Origin of the sequence: Paenibacillus sp. FSL R7-0340 (assembly GCF_038002205.1) — a bacterium.
GTDB classification, from domain to species: Bacteria; Bacillota; Bacilli; order Paenibacillales; family Paenibacillaceae; genus Paenibacillus; species Paenibacillus polymyxa_B.
In genome coordinates, this window is record NZ_JBBOBY010000002.1 from 20,811 (window position 1) to 40,982 (window position 20,172).

At 46.7% G+C, this 20,172-nt stretch carries 18 protein-coding genes, 1 pseudogene and 1 riboswitch; of the genes and pseudogenes, 9 read left to right on the plus strand and 10 right to left on the minus strand.

Annotated features, from left to right (window positions below; genetic code table 11):
• Positions 1–10: 10 nt before the first annotated feature.
• The 5 genes and pseudogenes from opp4B to MKX59_RS22990 all read left to right on the plus strand — a co-directional run bounded on the left by opp4B (position 11) and on the right by MKX59_RS22990 (position 4,782).
• Positions 11–979 (plus strand): oligopeptide ABC transporter permease, encoded by a 969-nt coding sequence (gene opp4B, locus MKX59_RS22970; RefSeq protein ID WP_023986675.1) that lies wholly within the window; start codon positions 11–13, stop codon positions 977–979.
• A 28-nt stretch (positions 980–1,007) separates the two neighbouring features.
• Positions 1,008–1,916: an ABC transporter permease gene (locus tag MKX59_RS22975; protein WP_023986676.1), complete on the plus strand. Its 909-nt coding sequence runs from the start codon at positions 1,008–1,010 to the stop codon at positions 1,914–1,916.
• A gap of 42 nt (positions 1,917–1,958) precedes the next feature.
• Entirely contained in the window at positions 1,959–3,779 is a 1,821-nt protein-coding gene (gene opp4A, locus MKX59_RS22980) for an oligopeptide ABC transporter substrate-binding protein (RefSeq protein ID WP_028541232.1), read from the plus strand.
• A gap of 160 nt (positions 3,780–3,939) precedes the next feature.
• Positions 3,940–4,020 (plus strand): annotated as a pseudogene (locus tag MKX59_RS22985) (LysR family transcriptional regulator); the annotation flags it as partial.
• Positions 4,021–4,026: 6 nt separating this feature from the next.
• The gene (locus MKX59_RS22990; RefSeq protein WP_256704500.1) at positions 4,027–4,782 is read left to right on the plus strand and encodes a LysR family transcriptional regulator substrate-binding protein; all 756 of its coding nucleotides are present in this window, start codon (positions 4,027–4,029) and stop codon (positions 4,780–4,782) included.
• 27 nt (positions 4,783–4,809) lie between these two features.
• Here the strand turns inward: MKX59_RS22990 and MKX59_RS22995 are convergent, their stop codons facing one another.
• The 4 genes from MKX59_RS22995 to MKX59_RS23010 all read right to left on the minus strand — a co-directional run bounded on the left by MKX59_RS22995 (position 4,810) and on the right by MKX59_RS23010 (position 7,815).
• The gene (locus MKX59_RS22995) at positions 4,810–5,460 is read right to left on the minus strand and encodes an amino acid ABC transporter permease (protein ID WP_028541230.1); all 651 of its coding nucleotides are present in this window, start codon (positions 5,458–5,460) and stop codon (positions 4,810–4,812) included.
• 14 nt (positions 5,461–5,474) lie between these two features.
• Complete coding sequence (locus MKX59_RS23000; RefSeq protein WP_023986681.1) at positions 5,475–6,134, minus strand: amino acid ABC transporter permease; 660 nt, start codon at positions 6,132–6,134, stop codon at positions 5,475–5,477.
• A 71-nt stretch (positions 6,135–6,205) separates the two neighbouring features.
• Positions 6,206–7,036, minus strand: a complete 831-nt coding sequence (locus tag MKX59_RS23005; protein ID WP_071559434.1) for a transporter substrate-binding domain-containing protein — start codon at positions 7,034–7,036, stop codon at positions 6,206–6,208.
• Between the two features lie 41 nt (positions 7,037–7,077).
• Positions 7,078–7,815, minus strand: coding sequence for an amino acid ABC transporter ATP-binding protein (locus MKX59_RS23010; RefSeq protein ID WP_028541228.1), 738 nt, complete (start codon positions 7,813–7,815; stop codon positions 7,078–7,080).
• Between the two features lie 327 nt (positions 7,816–8,142).
• Between MKX59_RS23010 and MKX59_RS23015 the strand changes: the two genes are divergently transcribed.
• Positions 8,143–8,610, plus strand: coding sequence for a cupin domain-containing protein (locus tag MKX59_RS23015; RefSeq protein ID WP_013308442.1), 468 nt, complete (start codon positions 8,143–8,145; stop codon positions 8,608–8,610).
• An 89-nt stretch (positions 8,611–8,699) separates the two neighbouring features.
• Here the strand turns inward: MKX59_RS23015 and MKX59_RS23020 are convergent, their stop codons facing one another.
• The 3 genes from MKX59_RS23020 to MKX59_RS23030 form a co-directional block, all read right to left on the minus strand.
• On the minus strand, positions 8,700–9,365 hold the full coding sequence (locus MKX59_RS23020) for a class D sortase (protein ID WP_071559433.1): 666 nt from the start codon (positions 9,363–9,365) through the stop codon (positions 8,700–8,702).
• A 110-nt stretch (positions 9,366–9,475) separates the two neighbouring features.
• Positions 9,476–12,991 carry a collagen binding domain-containing protein gene (locus MKX59_RS23025; protein WP_340859018.1) on the minus strand — a complete coding sequence of 1,172 codons (3,516 nt, stop codon included), beginning with the start codon at positions 12,989–12,991 and terminating at the stop codon, positions 9,476–9,478.
• Between the two features lie 193 nt (positions 12,992–13,184).
• Positions 13,185–13,265, minus strand: a riboswitch (cyclic di-GMP riboswitch).
• Between the two features lie 50 nt (positions 13,266–13,315).
• Positions 13,316–14,197 carry an AraC family transcriptional regulator gene (locus MKX59_RS23030; RefSeq protein WP_340859019.1) on the minus strand — a complete coding sequence of 294 codons (882 nt, stop codon included), beginning with the start codon at positions 14,195–14,197 and terminating at the stop codon, positions 13,316–13,318.
• A gap of 593 nt (positions 14,198–14,790) precedes the next feature.
• Between MKX59_RS23030 and MKX59_RS23035 the strand changes: the two genes are divergently transcribed.
• The gene (locus MKX59_RS23035; RefSeq protein WP_340859020.1) at positions 14,791–16,047 is read left to right on the plus strand and encodes a DUF445 domain-containing protein; all 1,257 of its coding nucleotides are present in this window, start codon (positions 14,791–14,793) and stop codon (positions 16,045–16,047) included.
• Positions 16,048–16,080: 33 nt separating this feature from the next.
• Positions 16,081–16,461: a TIGR02328 family protein gene (locus tag MKX59_RS23040; protein ID WP_023986688.1), complete on the plus strand. Its 381-nt coding sequence runs from the start codon at positions 16,081–16,083 to the stop codon at positions 16,459–16,461.
• 104 nt (positions 16,462–16,565) lie between these two features.
• On the opposite strand, the gene MKX59_RS23045 is transcribed toward MKX59_RS23040, so the two are convergent.
• A complete protein-coding gene (locus MKX59_RS23045) occupies positions 16,566–17,240 on the minus strand; it encodes an NAD(P)H-dependent oxidoreductase (protein WP_028541224.1) in 675 nt (224 codons plus the stop codon).
• 189 nt (positions 17,241–17,429) lie between these two features.
• Here MKX59_RS23045 and MKX59_RS23050 point away from each other — a divergent pair, with 189 nt between their 5' ends.
• Positions 17,430–17,813: a winged helix-turn-helix transcriptional regulator gene (locus MKX59_RS23050; protein ID WP_023986690.1), complete on the plus strand. Its 384-nt coding sequence runs from the start codon at positions 17,430–17,432 to the stop codon at positions 17,811–17,813.
• A gap of 98 nt (positions 17,814–17,911) precedes the next feature.
• Here MKX59_RS23050 and MKX59_RS23055 read toward each other — a convergent pair whose 3' ends face one another.
• Together MKX59_RS23055 and MKX59_RS23060 are read right to left on the minus strand one after the other, a co-directional pair.
• Positions 17,912–19,159 (minus strand): stalk domain-containing protein, encoded by a 1,248-nt coding sequence (locus tag MKX59_RS23055; RefSeq protein ID WP_023986691.1) that lies wholly within the window; start codon positions 19,157–19,159, stop codon positions 17,912–17,914.
• Positions 19,160–19,395: 236 nt separating this feature from the next.
• A complete protein-coding gene (locus MKX59_RS23060; protein WP_071559430.1) occupies positions 19,396–20,145 on the minus strand; it encodes a YcnI family copper-binding membrane protein in 750 nt (249 codons plus the stop codon).
• Between the last annotated feature and the right edge of the window lie 27 nt (positions 20,146–20,172).

The window sequence follows — 20,172 nt, forward strand, 5'->3', positions numbered from 1 at the left end:
GGGTACAGAAATGTGGAAATTTACACTGCGTCGGCTGCTGGTTATGATCCCTCAACTTTTTGCACTGAGCGTGCTTATATTTTTCCTGGCTAAGGCTATGCCGGGGGATGCACTGACAGGACTTATTACTTCGACACCCAATCTGAATCCGGCCGTACTGGAAGAACAGCGACAAAGACTGGGACTGAATGACCCGGTGTGGGTGCAGTATGGGAACTGGCTCGTCCAGCTTGCTCACGGGGATCTGGGCAAATCTTATGTACATAAAATTAGCGTTACCGATCTGATTGGCAGCCGTCTGGGAAACACGTTCTTTCTGGGCGTAGTAATTCTGGTTCTGACGTATCTGATCGCCATTCCGCTCGGCGTACTCAGCGGTCGTTATCAGCATAGTCTGCTGGACAAAACCGTAGTGGGCTATACCTATCTCAGCTTTGCCACACCTCTATTTATACTCGCGTTGTTGCTGCTGTACGTATTCGGATTCAGGCTCGGCTGGTTTCCAACCAGCGGCAGTGTGGATGTAGGCGTGGAGCCGGGGACATGGTCATATTACGTGAACAAGTCGTATCATCTCATTTTACCGGCGGTTACAGGCGCATTGCTCAGTACAACGGCTACGATTCAGTATTTGCGCAATGAGGTCATTGACACACGACTGAAGGATTTTGTGAAAACAGCGCGTTCCAAAGGGGTGCCCGAAGGTAAAATTTATTCCCGCCATATTTTCAAAAACTCTCTATTGCCGATTGCTGCCTTTTTGGGCTATGACCTGACGGGAGTAATTGCAGGTAACATTTTCCTTGAATCTATTTTTGGATACCCGGGGTTGGGCCAACTATTTCTCCAGTCCATCACTCAACGGGATTTTTCAGTCGTGAACGCACTGGTCATGGTCTCCGGCTTCTTGGCGCTATTAGGAACCCTTTTATCTGATGTCATCCTGAGCAAAGTCGATCCCCGCATTCGAATTGAATAGCGAACAAGTCTAGAGAAAGGGAGGGATTATGGTGTCTATACAGGTGGAGGAGGTCTTCACGCCGGAAATCATTCGTAAATCACCATCCAGTTGGTCTGTACTGCGTCGTGAGCTGGTGCGTGACAAAATGGCCTTGGTTTCCATTGGCTTTGTAATTCTGTTCTTGATCTTTATATATGCCTCTGTCCTGTTTGTAAATCAGGATGTAGTCACGACGGTGGATTTGGGCGCAATCCGTGAAGCTCCCGGCTCAGTGCATTGGCTGGGCACAGATCGAGCGGGCAGGGATATTTTTGGCCAGCTGGTCATTGGAGCCCGCAATTCCTTCACGATCGGCTTTACGATTACATTGTTATCTGCCGCTATTGGCTTAACGTTAGGTTTGCTGGCTGGTTTTTATGGGGGGCTGGTCGATAACATCATCATGCGGATCATTGATTTTATTCTGGTACTTCCATTTCTGATGTTGGTCATCGTATTTGTCAGCATTGTACCCAAAAGCGGCATAGGGTCCTTTATTTTTATCATGACCGCCTTTTTATGGATTGGAAAAGCACGTCTGATCCGGGCCAAGGTGTTGTCGGAGCGCGAACTGGATTATGTGCAGGCTTCCAAAACCCTTGGCACACCCAATTGGAAAATCATCTGGTTTGGCGTGCTGCCTAATCTTAGCTCGGTCGTGATCGTCAATCTGACCCTCAGCTTAGCGGGAAATATCGGGATTGAGACGGGGCTTTCTTATCTCGGTTTTGGCTTACCGGAATCTACGCCAAGCTTGGGTACACTGGTGAGTTATGCGAATGACCCGGATGTTTTGCAGAATAGTTGGTGGATGTGGTTGCCTGCCTCACTGCTTATTTTGGTGCTAATGTTGGCGATTAACTTTATTGGCCAGGCGCTCAAACGCGCCACGGATGCCAGACAACGATTGGGTTAACCGAAGTTCAAGGATAAGGACAATGACAAGGAGGGATTTACAATGGTTAAACACTGGAAAAAAGGAATTCTGCCTGTTCTATCTGCAATTTTGGTGCTTTCTCTGGCCGCATGCAGCGGTTCGCCTTCCGCTTCGAATGGAGGGAAATCGTCTGACGGTACAGGCGGCACAGGGTCCGACAGCAAGCAGGTGAATGCCACAGCGCTGGAGAAGGCGATCAAGAACGATAAGGCCCCGATTAAGGGTGGCATCATCAATTATGCACTCGTGTCTGATACCCCTTTTGAAGGTATTCTGAATCCTGTATTTTATGAAGGCAATCCTGATTTTGAAGTCTTCCAGTTTTTCTACCCTTCTATGTTTTCGATTGACTCCAATCTAAATATTGACAATAAAGGAGCGGCGACGATTTCCTTTTCCCCAGACAATAAGGCGGTGACTGTAAAAATTGATCCCAAACTGAACTGGACGGATGGTAATCCCGTAACGGCAGAGGACTATGCTTTTTCCTATGAAGTGATCGGTCATAAAGACTACGAAGGTCCGCGTTATGATAGCTTTATGACCAACATTGTGGGCATGGAGGATTATCACGCGGGTAAGGCCAAAACCATTTCTGGCATCAAGGTGCTGAATGAGAAAGAGGTTACCATTCACTTCAAGGAACCTAATCCTTCGGTGAAATCGGGACTTTGGTCTACACCACTGGAGAAAAAGGTATTTCAGAATATCCCCGTGAAAGATATGGCCGGATCTGATCCTGTCCGTAAAAATCCGATTGGCTATGGACCGTTCAAAATTAAATCAATGGTCACAGGTGAATCTGTGGAATTCGTCAAAAATGAAGATTATTTCCACGGTGAGCCCAAGTTGGATGGCCTTCATCTGAAGGTGGTGAACCCGAATGTCATTACCGAGGCGCTGAAAAGTGGAGAAGTCGATTGGGCCAGCTATCCAACCACCCGTTACAATGAGGCCAGTAATCCGAAAAATGTACAGTTTCTCGGTCAGGAGGAATTATCTTATAGCTATGTGGGCTTTAAGATGGGCAAATTCGATCAGGCCAAGAATCTAAATATCATGGACCCGAACGCCAAGCTGGCGAACAAGTCATTGCGTCAGGCCCTCGGCTATGCGCTGAATAATGAGCAGGTCGGCAAGCAGCTCTATCATGGACTTCGGATTCCAGCAACATCCCTGATTCCGCCTGCCTTTAAGGGATATCATGATATAAATGCAAAGGGCATCGCGTATGACCCGGACAAGGCGAAAAAGCTGCTGGACGAGGCAGGCTATGTGGACACCAATGGAGATGGATACCGTGAGGACCCTAAGGGCAAGGAACTGGTGCTCCATTATGCGGCAATGAGCGGAGATGCGACAGCTGAATCGCTGGCAAAGTTTTATTTGCAAAACTGGAAGGATGTCGGACTTCATGTCGAGCTGGTGGACGGTCGTCTGCTTGAGTTCAATTCTTTCTATGATCGTGTGCAGAAGGATGACCCCGGCATTGATATTTTTGGCGGCGCATGGAGTACAGGTACAGATGTAAACCCTAGTGGGCTGTATGGACGCGGAGCCAGCTTTAACTACTCGCGCTTTACCAGTGAAGAGAATGATAAGCTGTTGCAGGAAGGGGTGTCTGTGAAAGCCTTTGACGACAATTATCGTAAAGATATATACAATCAGTGGCAGGCGTATATGAGCGAGGAGGCGCCCATTGTACCGACGTTATTCCGTTATTCGCTGGAGGCAGTGAATAATCGGGTAGCTAATTACGATATTACCCGTGGCAAGGAGTATGATGCAGACACGTTTGCGAATATTACGTTGACTGCGGAAAAAGCCGAAGTAGCCCAATAATCTAAAAAAGCGCAACAACCTGAAGAAGAAGCGCGAACCGGATGGATCCGATTTTGCGCTTCTTTTGACCTTTTAATGCAATCATTCTGGGGATTCTCGAAGGGAGAGAAGGAAGACGGAAATACGTCAGCTTCAATACTTCATTGCCGTATGCGAGGAACTGCATTTTACGAAAGCTTCGGAAAAGATCGGAATCTCCCAACCCACGCTTAGCTTGCAAATTAAGGCGTTGGAAGAGGAATTGGGCATGACGCTTTTTGACCGTGCAGGCAAGAAAATTAAAATGACAGATGCCGGAAAATTGTTGCTGCAACACAGTGCACATGCGCTCAAGGATTTACAGCAAGCAAAGGCTTCCATTGAGGAGTTGCGCACCGAGCAACGCGGGAGTTTGCGGATTGGTATCGCATTACCGGAGCTGGAGGAACCATTGCAAGAAATGCTTATCCATTTTCATCAGTCATTTCCTAAAGTCAGCCTGCACATCCATCCATCATTTGATGTAACAGAACAGCTGTTGGATAACCGAGTGGATGTTGGCATTACGCTGCATTCGGGTACGGATGAAAGGCTTGTCCAGCTTCCTCTTCGTACGGAGAACTACTGTCTTGTTGTTCCGGTAGAGCATGTGTTTTCCAACCGTACTTCCATTACGCTGGACGAATTGAGGCATGTACCCTGGGCGATGCAGCCAGAGTGTCATCCCGGCAGGAAACTGATTGAGAAGTGCTTCCGTGATCGTGGGTATCCCTTTGCAACCGTCTTGGAGACAAATTCCATACCTTCAATCCTGCGCTGGGTACAGGAGGGACTTGCCGTAACCCTACAGACGGAGTCCCTTGCGGCAGAATTGGATCGCTCACAATTTTGCACTGTACCTATTTTGTGCGGCGTGCTCCAGGGTCAGCTAGAGTTGATTTATCAGTCTGGCCGTTATCAGGGAGAAGCGTTGAAGCGATTGATTGAAAAGATACAAGCTGTACTAACAGTGCGTTCCAACTAGTGGCAACCCTGATGAGTATCAGGAGCTTTAATGTGTACGAACTTCCAGCCTGCGTGCAATCAGTGACATACTGTAATTGACAGCAAAGTACAGGAAAGCTGCGAACAGCAGGGCTGGAATGACAAAAGATTGATTTTGCCCACCGACAATCTGAATGTTATGCGTCAGCTCCGGCAAACTGATAATGACAGCCAGTGAGGTATCCTTGAATAGGGAAATGAACTGGCTGACAATCGGGGGCACCATGCGACGAAGCGCTTGGGGCAGAATGATATGCCATAAGGTTTGAGAATAGCTTAAACCGGAGGAACGTGCGGCTTCCACCTGTCCTTTATGGACCGAATTCAGACCGCTGCGCACAATCTCGGCGATCATGGCTCCCTCGAAGATCGACAGGCCTGTAATGGCTGCCCACTTGAGGGAAATCGAAATTCCGATGGATGGTAAAACCATGCCGATGAAGAAAATAATGAGCAATAATGGAAGATTGCGAATGAGATCAATGATAAAGGCTGCAACCTGTGAAATAACAGGTAAGCGGGTATAGCGCAGAATGCCGAATAAGATACCAAGAACGAAGCTGAACACGATAGAGTAAATAGCAACCTCCAGTGTGAGCAGGAAGCCCTCCAGTATAAAACGCACATTAGGCCACACAAACAATCCACCGAAATCCATACGGGCTTCCCTCCTTAGGATGTTTTGGACAGACGCCGTTCCATATAAAGTACAAGAAAGCTAAGCGGAACCGTCAAGATAAGATACAACAGCGCCGTGATGGCGTAGACTGTGATGGGCAGGAAGGTATCCGAGTTAATGAGGTCCGAGTAATACATTAGGTCCAGTCCGGCCACAATAGCCAGCACGGAAGAGTTTTTGACCAGATTAATGAATTGGTTGCCGATCGCAGGCAGTACAATTTTGATGGCTTGCGGTAAAATAATGCTGATCATCGTCTGGTTGTAACTCAACCCGGAGGACCTTGCCGCTTCAAATTGCCCCTTGGGCACAGATTGAATGCCGGCACGTATTGCTTCAGCAATAAAGGAGGCTGTGTATACAGTCAATCCGAGCGTTCCAGATACGAATCCGTCCAAAGGGATGCCCAAAGTAGGAAGCCCGAGATAAAAAAACAGTACGACGATCAGCAATGGGATATTGCGGATGACCTCTACATAGACGGTACCAATCCAGTTCAGCCATTTAAAAGGCGCAATTCGGAGGATGGCAATAATAGCCCCCAGAATAAAGCTTCCGATCAAGGCAATGACACTAGCTTGAACGGTATGAAGCAAGCCTTCTCTGAAACGGTCGCTATGATCGAAAAGTACGTTGATATCAAAAGTAAGCATCTGCGAATTTACCTCCTTATCCAGACTTAAGAAAGGAAGGAGCTCGCAATCGCGGCTCCTTCACAAGAATACTATTCGGGTTTAACCCCAAGCCATTGCTCGTGGAGCTTATCGTATTCACCGTTGCTTTTCAGTTCCTTGAGCGTATCATTAATAGCTTGTAGCAGTTCGGTTTGCCCCTTCTTCACTGCGATGCCGTAAGGTTCCTCTGTGAAGTTCCCGCCTACAAGAGTATAATTCGGGTCTTGCTGCTGCATGCCGAGCAGAATAGAGTTATCAGTAGTCAAGGCTTCTCCTTTACTTGCTTTGAGGGCGTTGAAAGCATCCTGATAGTTTTCGAATTCCAATATCGTTGCTTCAGGTGCTTTTTCACGGATATTTTTGGCGGAGGTAGAGCCTTTCACGGCGAGCACCTTGGTATTCGAGGTCAGAGACTCCAGCCCGGTGATGGGGCTCCCTTTTTTCACAAGCAGAGATTGCCCGGCGTTAAAATAGACGTCGCTGAAATCAACCTGCTTTTTACGTTCGTCCGAAATGGTCATCGTCGCGATAATGGCGTCGATGTCCCCATTTTGCAATAAGGTAATTCGTGTTTTGGACGTGACTTCTTTTAGTTCAAGTTTGGTTTCATCGCCAAAAATATGTTTGGCTACAGCCTTGGCGATGTCGATATCAAAGCCCTCTACTTTTCCGCTAGCCGGGTCTTTCAGTCCGAACAGCTTGGTATCGTATTTCACACCAACGACCAGTTTGCCACGCTGTTTGATCGCTTCCAGCCCGTTGGCTGCTGCCGGCTCATTCCCCGACGTTGCCGCTCCTTCTTTGCCTCCACAGCCTGCCAAGACGAGCAGACAAGATAAAGCTACCAGCACCAAAGTACTCCATTGAAATCTTTTTCTCATCAGAACATTCCCCTTTCGATTTACGCTGCATTGGTAGTCTATTAATGATGAATCAGACGGCTCAGGAACAGGCGAGCCCGTTCTTCACCCGGATTCTGAAAAAATTCGACAGGTTGGCTGTCTTCCAAAATTTGTCCTTTGTCCATAAAAATCACGCGGTCCGCCACTTCACGTGCAAAGCCCATTTCATGAGTGACAATGACCATTGTGATGCCCTGATGGGCGAGCGAGCGCATAACATCCAGTACCTCTCCGATCGTTTCGGGATCAAGTGCTGAAGTAGGCTCGTCAAACAACATAATTTTTGGATTCATCGCGAGCCCGCGGGCGATCGCGACCCGCTGCTGCTGTCCACCGGACAATTGAGCGGGGTAGCTCTGTGCCTTTTCTTCGATTCCGACGCGCTTTAGATAGGTGATGGCTGTTTGAGTAGCTTCTTCTTTCGAGATGCCCAGTACCTTCATAGGTGCCAGTACAATGTTTTCAATCACCTTTTTGTGGGGATACAGATTGAAATGTTGGAACACCATCCCGATATTGCGGCGGAAGGCATTGATATCAATCTTTTTGTCATGTACAGGGATCTCGTTAACGATCAGCTCCCCATCCGATATCGTTTCCAGACGATTGATGCAGCGAAGCAGGGTGCTTTTACCCGAGCCGGAGGGACCGATGATTACGACGACCTCGCCCTCCTTAATCTGAAGATTAATGTCTTTGAGTACATGGAAGTGACCGTAATGCTTGTTGACGTTGCGAAACTGGATCAGAGAGCTCACCCCTTTTTAGGCTTGGATACATAGCTTAGTAGACGGATTGACATGATCAAGCTCTATTAGAATTTAAAAATTTCTCTCATGATACTATAAGCTTACAATAAAAAACAAGATTTTATGTCACTAAACTTTACGTGTAATGTATTTCGGTGTGTTTTTTGCTAGTAAACTGTTATTTATATGTTGAAAACGAATAAATATCCGTAATTTTATGTTATTAAATTTGACATAAACTATTGATCCTCGACATGCCAAGGGAGAAACGTGACAAAAGCAACGCTATGTTTTACAGTAGGGAAGAAGGAATTTAGGGTAAAGGAAGGTTAGACAATGACGAAAGCTATTTCACCGCTAGTAACGGCATTGGGCATGGAGCCCCATCCAGAAGGCGGCTGGTACAAAGAGATGTGGAAGGCCCATTTCCAAATTCCGAAGCCTGTACTGCCGGATGTGTATTCCGGTCCGCGCTTTGCAGCTTCGTCTACGTATTTCTTGCTGCATCCGGGTGAGTTCTCCGAGTGGCATGTGGTCCATTCTGATGAGCTGTGGTTATATCATAGCGGAAGCCCTGTAGAGTTGAAATTGGGTGGAAGCGGAGAAGAGCCTGGTGAAGAAACTGTGATTATCGTCGGTGCGGATGTGGAGGCAGGACAGCATCCCCAAGCACTCGTTCCAGGAGCAGTATGGCAAACGGCACGTCCGCTTGGGGATGAGCCCGTGCTGGTAACCTGTGTGGTTGCACCAGGATTCCACTTTGATGATTTCAAGCTGATTGCCAAGAATCCAACTGAATCATGATGTGAGCATTGGCGGGTGTATTTCTGTAATGAACAGGAATGGCCCGCCTGATTTATGTTTACTCATAGAAATAGGGCTTTAAAATAGCTTTAGGTGCTTAGTTTCGCCTGAACAATGAGACGATGGGTGGGGTTTACGAGAGGGTCACATGTAATCAGTGTAAGCAGCTTTTGTTTTTTGAAGCTTTTCAGAACAGACACGTCCGTAGGATCGACCACCTTCAGGCTATAAACGCTATATACATATTGGTTACCCCGAGCGTTAACAATAATCTTATCCCCGATCTTCAATTCATTTAGACGATTAAATAAACGTCCAGAGGTACGGGCTCGATGAGCAGCAATGGCGGCATTCCCTGCTTGTCCCAGCGTCCCCGTTTCCGGCATATGTACAGCCGCGTGTCTCATATTTATCCTCGTTGCGCCTTCCAATACAGGGAGCTTTAAAGCAATACGACTTATACTAATAGTGGCTATGGGAGTTTGTTCATTAGCGCTTACCATGGGAGCAGGGGATGGGGAAGTATTTTGTCGTGCTTCACTAACCGGAACTTCTGTAAGACGAGTGGACAAGCGAGCATAGCTGTCCGTAAGACTGGGGGGCCATAGCGCGTCGCTTTTTCCAGATGGTAGCTCTGCTGCTTTTAATAGCTTGCTTTGTTCCTGATCCTCATTCCATTCTGTCGCTTTAGGAAACAAAATAAAAAGTAAGCCTAACACAATAAATACGTAGGAAAGTTTACGCAGACTCAGCAATCTCGCCTCCCCTAAGCAAAGTACGGATTATACATATTTTTTGAAAAATGCCCCATTCCCGACTCATTCCAATCGGGAATGAGTCGGGAGATCAGGGCAGGTGATCGGTTTTATTTTTTGTTTGTTCGTGTGAATTTCAAAAATACGCCCCACATAACCATCGCTATGCCTGTCAAATAGAACGGAACGGGGCTGCCTTCACCTGTTTGGGGCAATTGGTGTACCGCAGGTGTATCCTCCGGATCTTCAGGTTCTTTTCCCGGAACCTTGAGACGGATCTTAGGTTCGGGATCGTCTTTCGAATCCACCGGAGGAGGAGGATCTTGATGAGGCATGACGGCTGGCGGCTCCGGCTCCGGCGGTATAGGCGCAGGTTCCTCCTGTGGAGGGACTATGTCCTCCGGAGACTTTGGCAATGACGGAGGAACGGTTATAGACGGAGTATCGGGTATTTCCGGATCTTTATCATGTTTTTTACCTGAGCCTCCGGACGGGGGTGAAGGGTCTGGATGAGTAGGCGTTCCTGGTTCGTTTTTCTTTTCTTTACGATTGGTGATCACAACCCTCTTTACGCCAGAGCTTTGCCGCAGTGTTGCGTCTATTTTGATCTCGAGCTTGCCCTCGGTGACTTTATAGCCCTCCGGTGCTGCCAATTCTTCCAAGATGTAATCGTCATGAAGCAAGGAGGAAAAGATGATTTTGCCTTCCGCATTGGTGGTCTGAATGAGCGGGGCTCTTTTTTGACCTTTATCATAGAGCGCAAACTGTGCGCCAGGCAGTACCTTGTCAGGCATATCCTGATCTACCTTGGTCAGCTCAAGACTTTCGGTCACACCCCCGCCAGAACCGGAGCCGGAAGACGTTCGCACGATGATTTCCTGGCTGGTTTCCCGCATCTCTGTCGTCAAGCGATCCCCCTCAAAGGCAACCTTATTACTCACCTTGGCTTTGTCTTCAGCATGAATGAACGATTGGTATTCAAGTATAAAAGCAGTGGAAATATCCTTGGCAAAAGTAACTTCAAAAGTTTGCTGGCCTTGAGCGTCTGTCTTGATATACAGCTTGTAATCTTGGTTTCTAATAAACTCGGTGCTTTTGGTGGTATTTCCGTTGGCAGCGATTATTGTAGAGTACAAATGAAAGGAATCCTCAATTAGGATTTGATTGTTGCTAGGCTGATCTATAATTTTAGCGTTAGATACATGGGACTGTCCTTCATTGATGCGGATGCTCCAATCGATCTTATTTCCATTTTGTGTACCGACTTTAGATACATATTCTCCGCCATGAGGTACCGCGACTTGCGCTGCCCATTCAGAGACTGTTTTTTGTCCATCCAGTAGAAGGGCTTGATTGTGGATTTCTTTTTCAATCAGTTCTCCTTCCAATGAAGTTTGAAAGGTAATCCAGTAGGGAGTCTGTATTTGCTCCTTGAACTGGATACGCAATTCATTACCATTTTGCTCGGAGGGAGGAATAATGGTGTATTGATCTGCTGGGATTTCAGCCCCTTTTTGTACGCCATCCCACCATCCCAGCAAGGTCATATCGTATACCTTTACGGAGGCGGGCAGTAACTTCTGACCTTGCAACAAGGGGTCTCTCACTTCCGCGTGATTCAGGATCTTGCGATTGTAGTTAGCTTTAATGTCCCAGGTAATGAGCTTGGAGGTTGCATTATAGCTTCCTTGCTTGGCACCGTTTCGTTGTGTCATAAAGTCCGGCCAGATCGGGCACTCCACTCCTTGCGATGATCTTTCTCCGTCTTCAAACTGGTATTCTATATGGGATTTATTACGAAACTCGGGCTTCGTCGTATCCGTTTTCCAGTCATTATTATAGGTGGTTGAATACTTGATTGTATAAGCCTTCTGAATGGCTTTATGAAAAATGAGCGTAAATCCTTGTTTATAGTCCTGTGATAGCGGAACCAGCTCATAATCCGTGGGCGCACGTAGCTCCGTTGTTCCGTCAACACTTTGAATTTTCAGGGTGTCCGGTAACAAAGCCAAGCCCCCGTTTGGAAACACATCCTGAATGACAATATTTTTCATGATGTACAAGTCTGTATTGATGGTAATCACCCAAGGTATGATTTTGGTGTTGTAATTGGGTGTGTCATACATTTTAGTCATAACTCCGCTTATGATTTCCGTCGATACAATCTTCTGCGTTCCATCCGAGGTTATGATGTTTATAACTTTTCCATTATCATAGACACGGCCTCTGGCTTGAGTCTGGTATCGGATGGTATAGGCTGAATCTACGTCGAAGTTGAATTGAAGTTTGAAGCCGTTGCGGTCCGGATAATCAACTGGGATGACAGTATACGCCCACGATGGGAGCTCCTCCAGTGTGTTTCCCTTAAATACTTTCAAAGAACCGGGCAGCAATTCTTGAGTTTTATTGAAATGATCAATTAAAAGAGCTTTGGCTTCGGGGATTTTTGTCTCGCTGAAGTTATATCTTATGGCCCACGAGAGTGTTTGTGTGGCATGATCATATTTTTCAACCTTTTTGGACAAAAATTCACCACGTTCCACCTGAACAGTAGCGGTAGCAACAACGTTCTCTATCGCATCTCCTGAAAGCGTTGCTGTGTTGGAGAAACGAGTTTTATCGCCAATAATACGCGTGGAATATTGAATCTGATAGGCCGTGTTAATGCTATCGTCTTGAAAACGAATCACAAACCCTGTCCCGGCTTGATCTGCTTCAATGGCATATTCACTTGCATTCACTAGGTCTCGAACAACGGTCGAGCCGTCGATATTGACTTGTAGATGATAGAGCCGGATAGAGTCTCTTCTGAGTTCCAGCCCTGAAGGAATTGGATCGGTGATGAGGGCATGCTTTACGGTGTTTAGTTGTTTGTTCACATCAATGGTCCAGTCGATCTGATTGGTGCCCTCTATTTTCCCTTGTTTGCTTAGGGTTGGCCCTGACTGGGGTTTTACATTCACGATGACCGTTTGTACCCCGCCTTTGATCGGAATCGCAATGATGATCTCTGTACTGCCTTTCACCGTTTCTTTCGTAAACTCGGTTTTAACTTGTAGTTTGCCGCTGACATTGGAGTGATTCTCTACATATTGGTTAAAGGTCATGATAACCTTGCCCTGACGATCTACTGTGAAGTATCCCACGGTTCCATCGGTAGTGACTAACGGAGATGAGATATCAGTGTAGATGACAAACTGTTCTGGTAAATGAAAGGTGAAGGTGTCCCCTGACTTATAGGTATTGTCAGGAAGCTCCCATTCATATCCTAGTTGGATGGCTGATCCGATGTCGAATTGGCTGCCGGGACTATATACCGCATCAATGACACGCCCTGTTTCGTCGGTCAGGTTCAACTTCGTTAGTATGCTCTGCGGAGCTGCATCATGTTGAGACTTTGAACTGACTGCTCCTTGAACGAAGGGGACCGTGTTTGAAGGAATCTCCCCAGGAGGTTCAAGGTTTGGGACAACGTATACAGCATCTGTAACGGTAGGTGTAGGATCAGATACAGCACTCTGCGGCAGTTCTGGGGCTGGAGCATCTGCGTAAGCCAGCGTTGCGCTGAAAAAGCTTTGGACAATGAGCAATAAGGCAATGATCATTACATTTATTTTTGTTCTCATGCTCCAAGTGATTCTCCTATTCATCGTAATATGGCAATGCTTCGTTCGAAATTAGTATATTCAGCATGCTAGGCAGACATGACTATCCCAATAGAAAAAAAGCCCTGATCATAGCGATCAGGGCTTTCTTCGAGAGAGGCATAGCAATTTGTGATGGATCTATGTAAAAAAGACATAATAAAAAGCTCGTTCATCTGGTAGCTGGCTGCCATCCGGATAGGAAGGCCCTATAGTTTTGCGTCACTGCCTTTCGACAGTTTTGCCATTAACTTGAATAGCTTGTGCGTCTATCATCTATCAAACTGATTTCATGTAACCTCTCATTTACAACTTGGAACGGTTCCCCCATTTTTTGCGGAAGGAATGAGGTGTTTCTCCTACATGCTCCTTGAATAGGTTAATAAAATGGCTCGTATTGGGAATCCCTACGTACCTTGCGATATCCACAATGGACATGTCACTGGTTTTAAGCCAGCTTTGAGCGGCTGTGATACGGACATTAATGAGATAATCAATCGGAGAGAAACCGATCTGCTTTTTGAAATTTTTAGCCAGATTAAACTTGTTTAATTCAAACATGTCTGCCAGCGAGTCCAGTGTTATTCGCTCACAGTAGGACTGATCCAAATATTGCTGTACCCGGCGTACTTCGCTGAGGGTTTCAGCATTCACATGCGGATGATCATAGGGATGTTGCAAAATGCACATTAGTATTTCACCAATGAGCCTGGACGTTAGCAGCTCAGCGGAAAGACTTCTGTCAGACTGCCCGCAAATCAGAGCATGGAGCTTATCCAATATAATATGCGGATTATGCATGGAAATGACCGGTTTATTATGCTTGGCAAATTGTTCGTAAAAATTTTCGATCAGGTTGCCATACAGGTACAGGCTGATATACTCCCAGGATTCATGACCGGAGGTGCTGTATTGAACATATTCCTCGCAATTAATAAAGAACAAATCTTGAGGTTTTATGATATATTTCTTGTCCCGGTACAGTAATTCTCCCTTACCAGACAACGTAAAGACAAGCAAAAAAGAGGCAAGTTCTTTCCTTTCCATCGTAAAAGCAGAATTTTTTTGAAAGTAGCCTAATTCCTGGATATATAAAAGGGATTGCTTGGCAAAAGCGGAGGGAGTGCGTACAATTACGACCGGATCGCCATTCCAGAGGCCCACGTTGTTTTTTTGGTCTGTTGTCATATTCAATTCCTTTACAAAAAAGCAATTTTATCTAGCATATCTTGGTTTGATTTACCAATATATAATGGCTGATTAAACATGATTTCCTATTTATAAAAGTTTATTTTATCACAACAAATATGTCTATATATCAAATTATGTGTGTGAGCTTTATGGGAGTCTCGCTTTTTATGGATATTTAATCTGATAATCCATATGAAAAAGTCGAATGCTGTTGAAAGAATCTGGGGTTATCATGGATTCAAATCCTTTCTGAGGTCAAATACCAAAATGGTACTGAAAAAAGGTATCTTATGCCCATTCAACTTTCTTGTTCACTTCTCCTTTCGGTTTAAAAAAATTGGGACTTGGTTTTGTTAAAATGGTTCGTAAGGCTTATTATTGAAAATAAGAGTTTGGGCCCAGTACTGTGATTTTGTTCACAAACATGAATGTAAAAAAGAGAGATATATGCATAAAAAATTACGCAAAAAGTGCCCTTGCGCGTTTCATCAAAAGTGCTTTCAACTTTGGAAATGACACGGGCAATGATATGATGGGTAATACAGGTATAGTGCTTTACTTACTCGACAGTCAGTTTGGAGGATTACAGGATGGGAAAACCAAAAAGTACGAAAACCGCAGCGGCTTGGTCGCTCGTTATTCTAGGGGCAGGCTTTGCAGCCACATTGCCCTTCCAGCAATATGGCTGGGCTCGTTTATTAGCCGGAGCTTTTGAGGCAGGACTTGTAGGGGGACTGGCAGACTGGTTCGCTGTCACTGCTTTGTTCCGTCATCCGCTAGGCATTCCGATACCACATACGGCGCTACTTCCTAAAAATAGGGACAAGCTCACGAATGCATTGGTGAGTACCGTGGAAAATAACCTGCTAAACAAAGACAGCATTGCGTCTAAAATTGCAGATATTCGTTTGGCCGATTTGGTACTGGGCGGTGCGGAAAAAGGAATGCGCACGCCGGAGGCGGCGGCATCCATAGATGTTCTTGCCAAGCGTCTCGTCCAGTCGCTCCCGCTCGCGGAATTGGCTCCGGTCATCGTGGCAGAGCTCAAGCGGCAGGTGACTGACTTTGACACCGGACCGCTGCTAGAGGCGCTTGCTCGTCAGACCAGCGAGAAGGGCTATGATCGCCGCGCACTGGATTACACGCTGGAGCAAGCAGAGTCCTGGCTTTTGCGACCCGAAACGGGTTATACGCTGGGCACCTTAGGGATGCAGGCTGTTAGTGGTTTGCAGGTGAGCGGGCTGATGCAGTTTGCCTTGAACGCATTCCTAGGCTATCTGAACGAAGAGCGTATGGGTGAAATGATTCGTCATTTCCTGCTGGATCAGGTAGCAGAACTGCAAAGGGAAGAGCACCCGCGCCGCCAGGCCGTGCTGGATGGTCTGAGAACACAGGTGACCCGATTGGCGACGAAAGATACGGTTCAGGAAGGGTTGAACGGCTGGAAGGATAGCCTTGTTGAAGCCTGGGAAGGCGATGCGTCAGTGCTGGGCAAAATGGAAGAACTGCGTATACGCTTATTGGACTACATGGAAGACGGAAGCTATGTGCAGACCTATATTTTACCGCTATTGGATCGGATGCTGACTGATTTAAGAGGGAATACCGAGCTGCTGGACAAGATCAATGTGCGAATTGTGGAAGGTATTACTGGACTGGTGGAAGCCAACCATAGTCGAATTGGTAACTTGGTACGCGAAAATGTAGACAAAATGGATAACAAATCCCTGATTGCACTGATGGAGGACAAACTGGGACAGGATTTGCAGTGGATACGTATTAACGGCGCAGTTACAGGCTTCCTGATCGGCATTGTGCTGACAGGTATCCGTATGCTAATCCAATAGACCAGAAAAAGCTACAGATAGGGTTGTGGAAGCATGAGGCTTTGGCATGAACATTTAATCGACAGGTTACCCCGTCCGCAACTGCTGGGGCAACATCGTGAGTGCTGTGCCCTGCGCGGGAATGGGTGGGGCAAGCCACACGCCACCGTGAATTATGTGTTCGATTATCACCCAATGCTGCTGGTGCGCTATCATAGGCTCATTATGGACGAAATGAAAAGCAGAGGGTACAATGTTGATCCACTATGGGAACAGCCGTTGTATCGCGGTAAGCAGTGTGAGCCTTGGGAGGCGGAGCTGGGTGAGGAACTGGCAGGCGCGGGTGCATATGTGGAGCATGACGATGAGTATATGAAGGAGTGCCTGGATAACCTGGCTTCCAAGGGTATTTTAATAGAGATCGAAGTGACCTAAAAAAGACGGGCTGCGGTATGTTCATCATTCAGATGAAGTGCCGCAAGCCCGCTTTTTTGATGCTTCAGTGTTCAGTGCTTGGGGGAGAGACTCGGGATATTAGATTACAGAATCCAGCGGGTGACCTTTTCCAGCGGTTGTCTGGATTTTTCCCGCTTGGGTTCATGAGCGCGATAACCGAAGGCAGCAATGACTGAAATATCGAGCAGCCCGTTTTCTAGCAGTCCTTCTTCCTCCAAAATGGCATGCACCTGATCGTAGTTAAAGCCCTCAATTGGACAGGAATCAATACCGATCTGAGCCGCCGCTGTCATCATATTGCCTAAGGCAATGTAGGTTTGCTTGGAAGCCCAGTCAAATAACGTACGTTCGTTTTCCAGTAAGCGTTGATTTTCACCCTGGAAAATCTTATAGCGGCCTGGCAGTGAGGCAAAGTCCTCCTCAGACATACCTTTAACCTCTTTATACATATACTCCACGTAAGGAGAATCATAACGAACATCCTTGCGCGCCAAAATCAGGACGACGTGGCTAGCCGCAGGAATCTGCTTTTGACCGCCGCTGGAAACTGCAGCCAGCTTTTCTCTCAATGCCTGATTTTGTACAACTACAAACTGCCATGGTTCAAAACCAACGGAGCTTGGAGAAAGTCGCCCGGTTTCGAGAATGAACTGAAAATCCTCTTCTGGTATGATGCGATTGGGATCGAATTCTTTCGTGGCGTGCCTGAACAGAAAGGCGTCCAGAATTTCCTGTTTTTTAGCTGATGTATTAGACATAAAATGTACTCCTTTTGATATGGGTTTAGTTGGTACTCTATGGGTTTTCTGCTACTATAATGAGAGCTGATATCGAATATATAGTTATCATATAGAAAGTTTTTGCAGGGAACAAGTACGCACATATTTGTTCCTTGTCATGCGTCTGGGGCTATTGGTTTACACATTCTACAGAAAGAAGGGGTATACATGGCACAGGAGATGGAACATGCAGTTAGCGTTAATTTTGGATGTCCGGTAGCGAAAACCGTCGGGGTTATAGGCGGCAAGTGGAAGGGAGTCATCTTGTATCATTTGACGACAGGACCGCGGCGCTATAACGAAATTCGACGGACCTTGCCTAATATTACACAGCGGATGCTAACCTTGCAGTTGCGTGAACTGGAGAGAGATGGCATTGTGCACCGTGAAATTTATAATGAGAACCCACCGCGTGTGGAATACTCGCTTACCCCGTTGGGAGATACGTTAAGGCCGTTGCTGGATTTTATGAGAGACTGGGGGATCTTCTATGGAGAACAGGGTTGCGAGCCTGTGACGACAACTTCCAAATCAGGCAAGCACTTTTGTTAAAGGGCATGAAGAAAGCCCGCCAAATGATTTCATAGAAGACGCATAAGAAATCATTAGCGGGCGGAATAAGGTCTGGGTTATTTAGATAAAATGTACACTTATTTAAACTCGATGGCTTCGTTCATCTGCGCCCAGGCCGTTTCTCCAATGATGCCCAAGCGCCAGATAGCGATTCCTTTGAGGTCATAACGTTTGGCTAAACCGATCTTGGCGTTAACGGTGCTATCTTTTTCACTACCCATCGAAATCCCCAAAATGAGCTTGTCCCGCGAGGTTTCCTTCAAGGCCAGTTGTATGGCTTCGTCCACTTTATCCAAAGGCTCAGGCGTAGCCTTTTGTCCGTAATCATAGGCCATGATGATCAGATCGTCCGCCAGATTGCCCAGCGTTTTGTAGTCATAGCCAGAGTAAGAGCTGTTCAGCGGATGTAGAACGACGGTGAGCTTGAGTCCAGCCTGATGCGCTTTGGCCGATAACTTTTGAATAAAGGCGTTGTAGTCTGAACGCGCTTTGGCTTTATCGCCGCTCCAGCCCAATCCTTCCAGATCTAGCGTAATGCCTTTAAATTGTTTGTCGGTGGCGGTACTGACGATTTGGGAAATGGTTTGTTCTTGAAGCTGCGCATTTTCCAAAACCTTGGTCAGTTCGTGATTGCCATCTCCGGAATAGACCATCAGGTAAGGGGAAGTCCCCTGGCTGTCTGCCTCCTGCACAATGGACTCCGGCGTTACGGTTCCAGCGGCTTGAGGCCATTTGTATTCTTTGCCGTTTGTCGTAAATTGTCCGTTCGTATCAATTCGACTCCAGCCGAAGGCAACTGCGTTAAAATCCGGTATTTTGGATTTTTGGTCAAAGGAAGACAGCGCATAGAAGCCTACTGTATACATAGCTTCACGTGGCGATGTAATGGAGACCGTCCGTGTTCCCTGGTTCCAGTTCACCGTGGCTCCAAACTGCTGCCCGAAAAAGCCCAGCGGAATCATGGTGCTGCCGTGCACGGTTTGCGGAGCGGCTGTTAGTTGAACCGTTTGTCCGTCCACTGTGGCATTGCGGCTACCCATCTTTAGAACCACCTGTTTGGTAGCAGAGCCTTGCGCTTTGGTAGCAGTGATGCTTTGGCTCGCTTGATCCCATTTCACTGTAATGCCGAGAGCCTCAGAAATAGCGCGAAAGGGAACCATGGTCGTGCCGTTCATCATGGCAGGTTGTACGGGGAACGGTAATGGATATCCGTCCAGCATAATGCTGATCTTGCCGGTCTCGGCTTGTGCCAAGGGGCTATAGATGCCCGCTGCGGTACTCAGGAAAATAGCGCTAGATAACAGAGCCTTATTTACGATTTTCATCCTATGATCTCCTATGCTCAATAGATTGCAATGCTATCATGTTAGAATCGTGAGGTATCTACCATTTTACCAAAAAAATGATAGAAAGGTGAATGTGAAATAATAGGATGAGATGAATCTGAGTATGTATTAAAGCTGAATATTAATCGTGTTCTTTCATACAAAAAAGCTGACCCCTTTAACTAGGTGTCAGCTTTTTCTTTTTAAAACGATCTTAACTTTATACGTAACCCAGATTACTTGCGGCGCTTGAGTGCAATGCCGACAGCTGCGGCACCAAGAACGACTGCAATGATCGAGAGGACGAGTGCTGTCGTTTGTGTAGTAGAGCTGGCAGGAGCAGAAGCAGCAGGGGCAGCTTCTACAGCATTGTTCGAAGCAGGTGCGGGACTGCTGCTATCTTTAGTCGTATCTGTGCTCGCGTGGCCTGCTGCCGTACCCGTCGAATCGTGTCCGCTGTCTGCGGCAGGGGCAGGAGTTGCGGACGTGGCATCTGCCGTGATTTCGGTAATGGAATGAGGGTTGTTACTTCCTTCGTCGCCTGTCCATTCCACAATACTTCCGTCACTATAATATTGGAAGGCGTCCCAGGCTGCTGCGGTATTCTGGTCTGCATTTTGCGCTACAAAGCTGAAACGCTGATACTGACCCGCTTGAATGCCGTCTTTTTCAGTCGTCCAGGTTACGGTGGTTACTTTGCCAGAGCTGTCTTTTTCGGTGGCTACCTTCCAATTCGGTACAGGCTCGTATTGTTTGAAAACGACCTCTTTCGGAATTTTCAAGGCGACTTTGGTGGTTGGAATGTTTTTTTCCACGGGTACTTTCAATGTGTACGTTTCCCATGCATTAGGTTGTGAAATAGAAGGCTTAACTGTCACATGTGCACTGGCCATGCCTGCAAAAAGTAAGGCACCCGCCGCAATTAGACCCACAGAGGTTGCAAACCTGGAAAATCTGGATTTTGCTGTTTGAATCGTTGTATTCATATTCATTTCGCTCCTTTTAAGTATAAA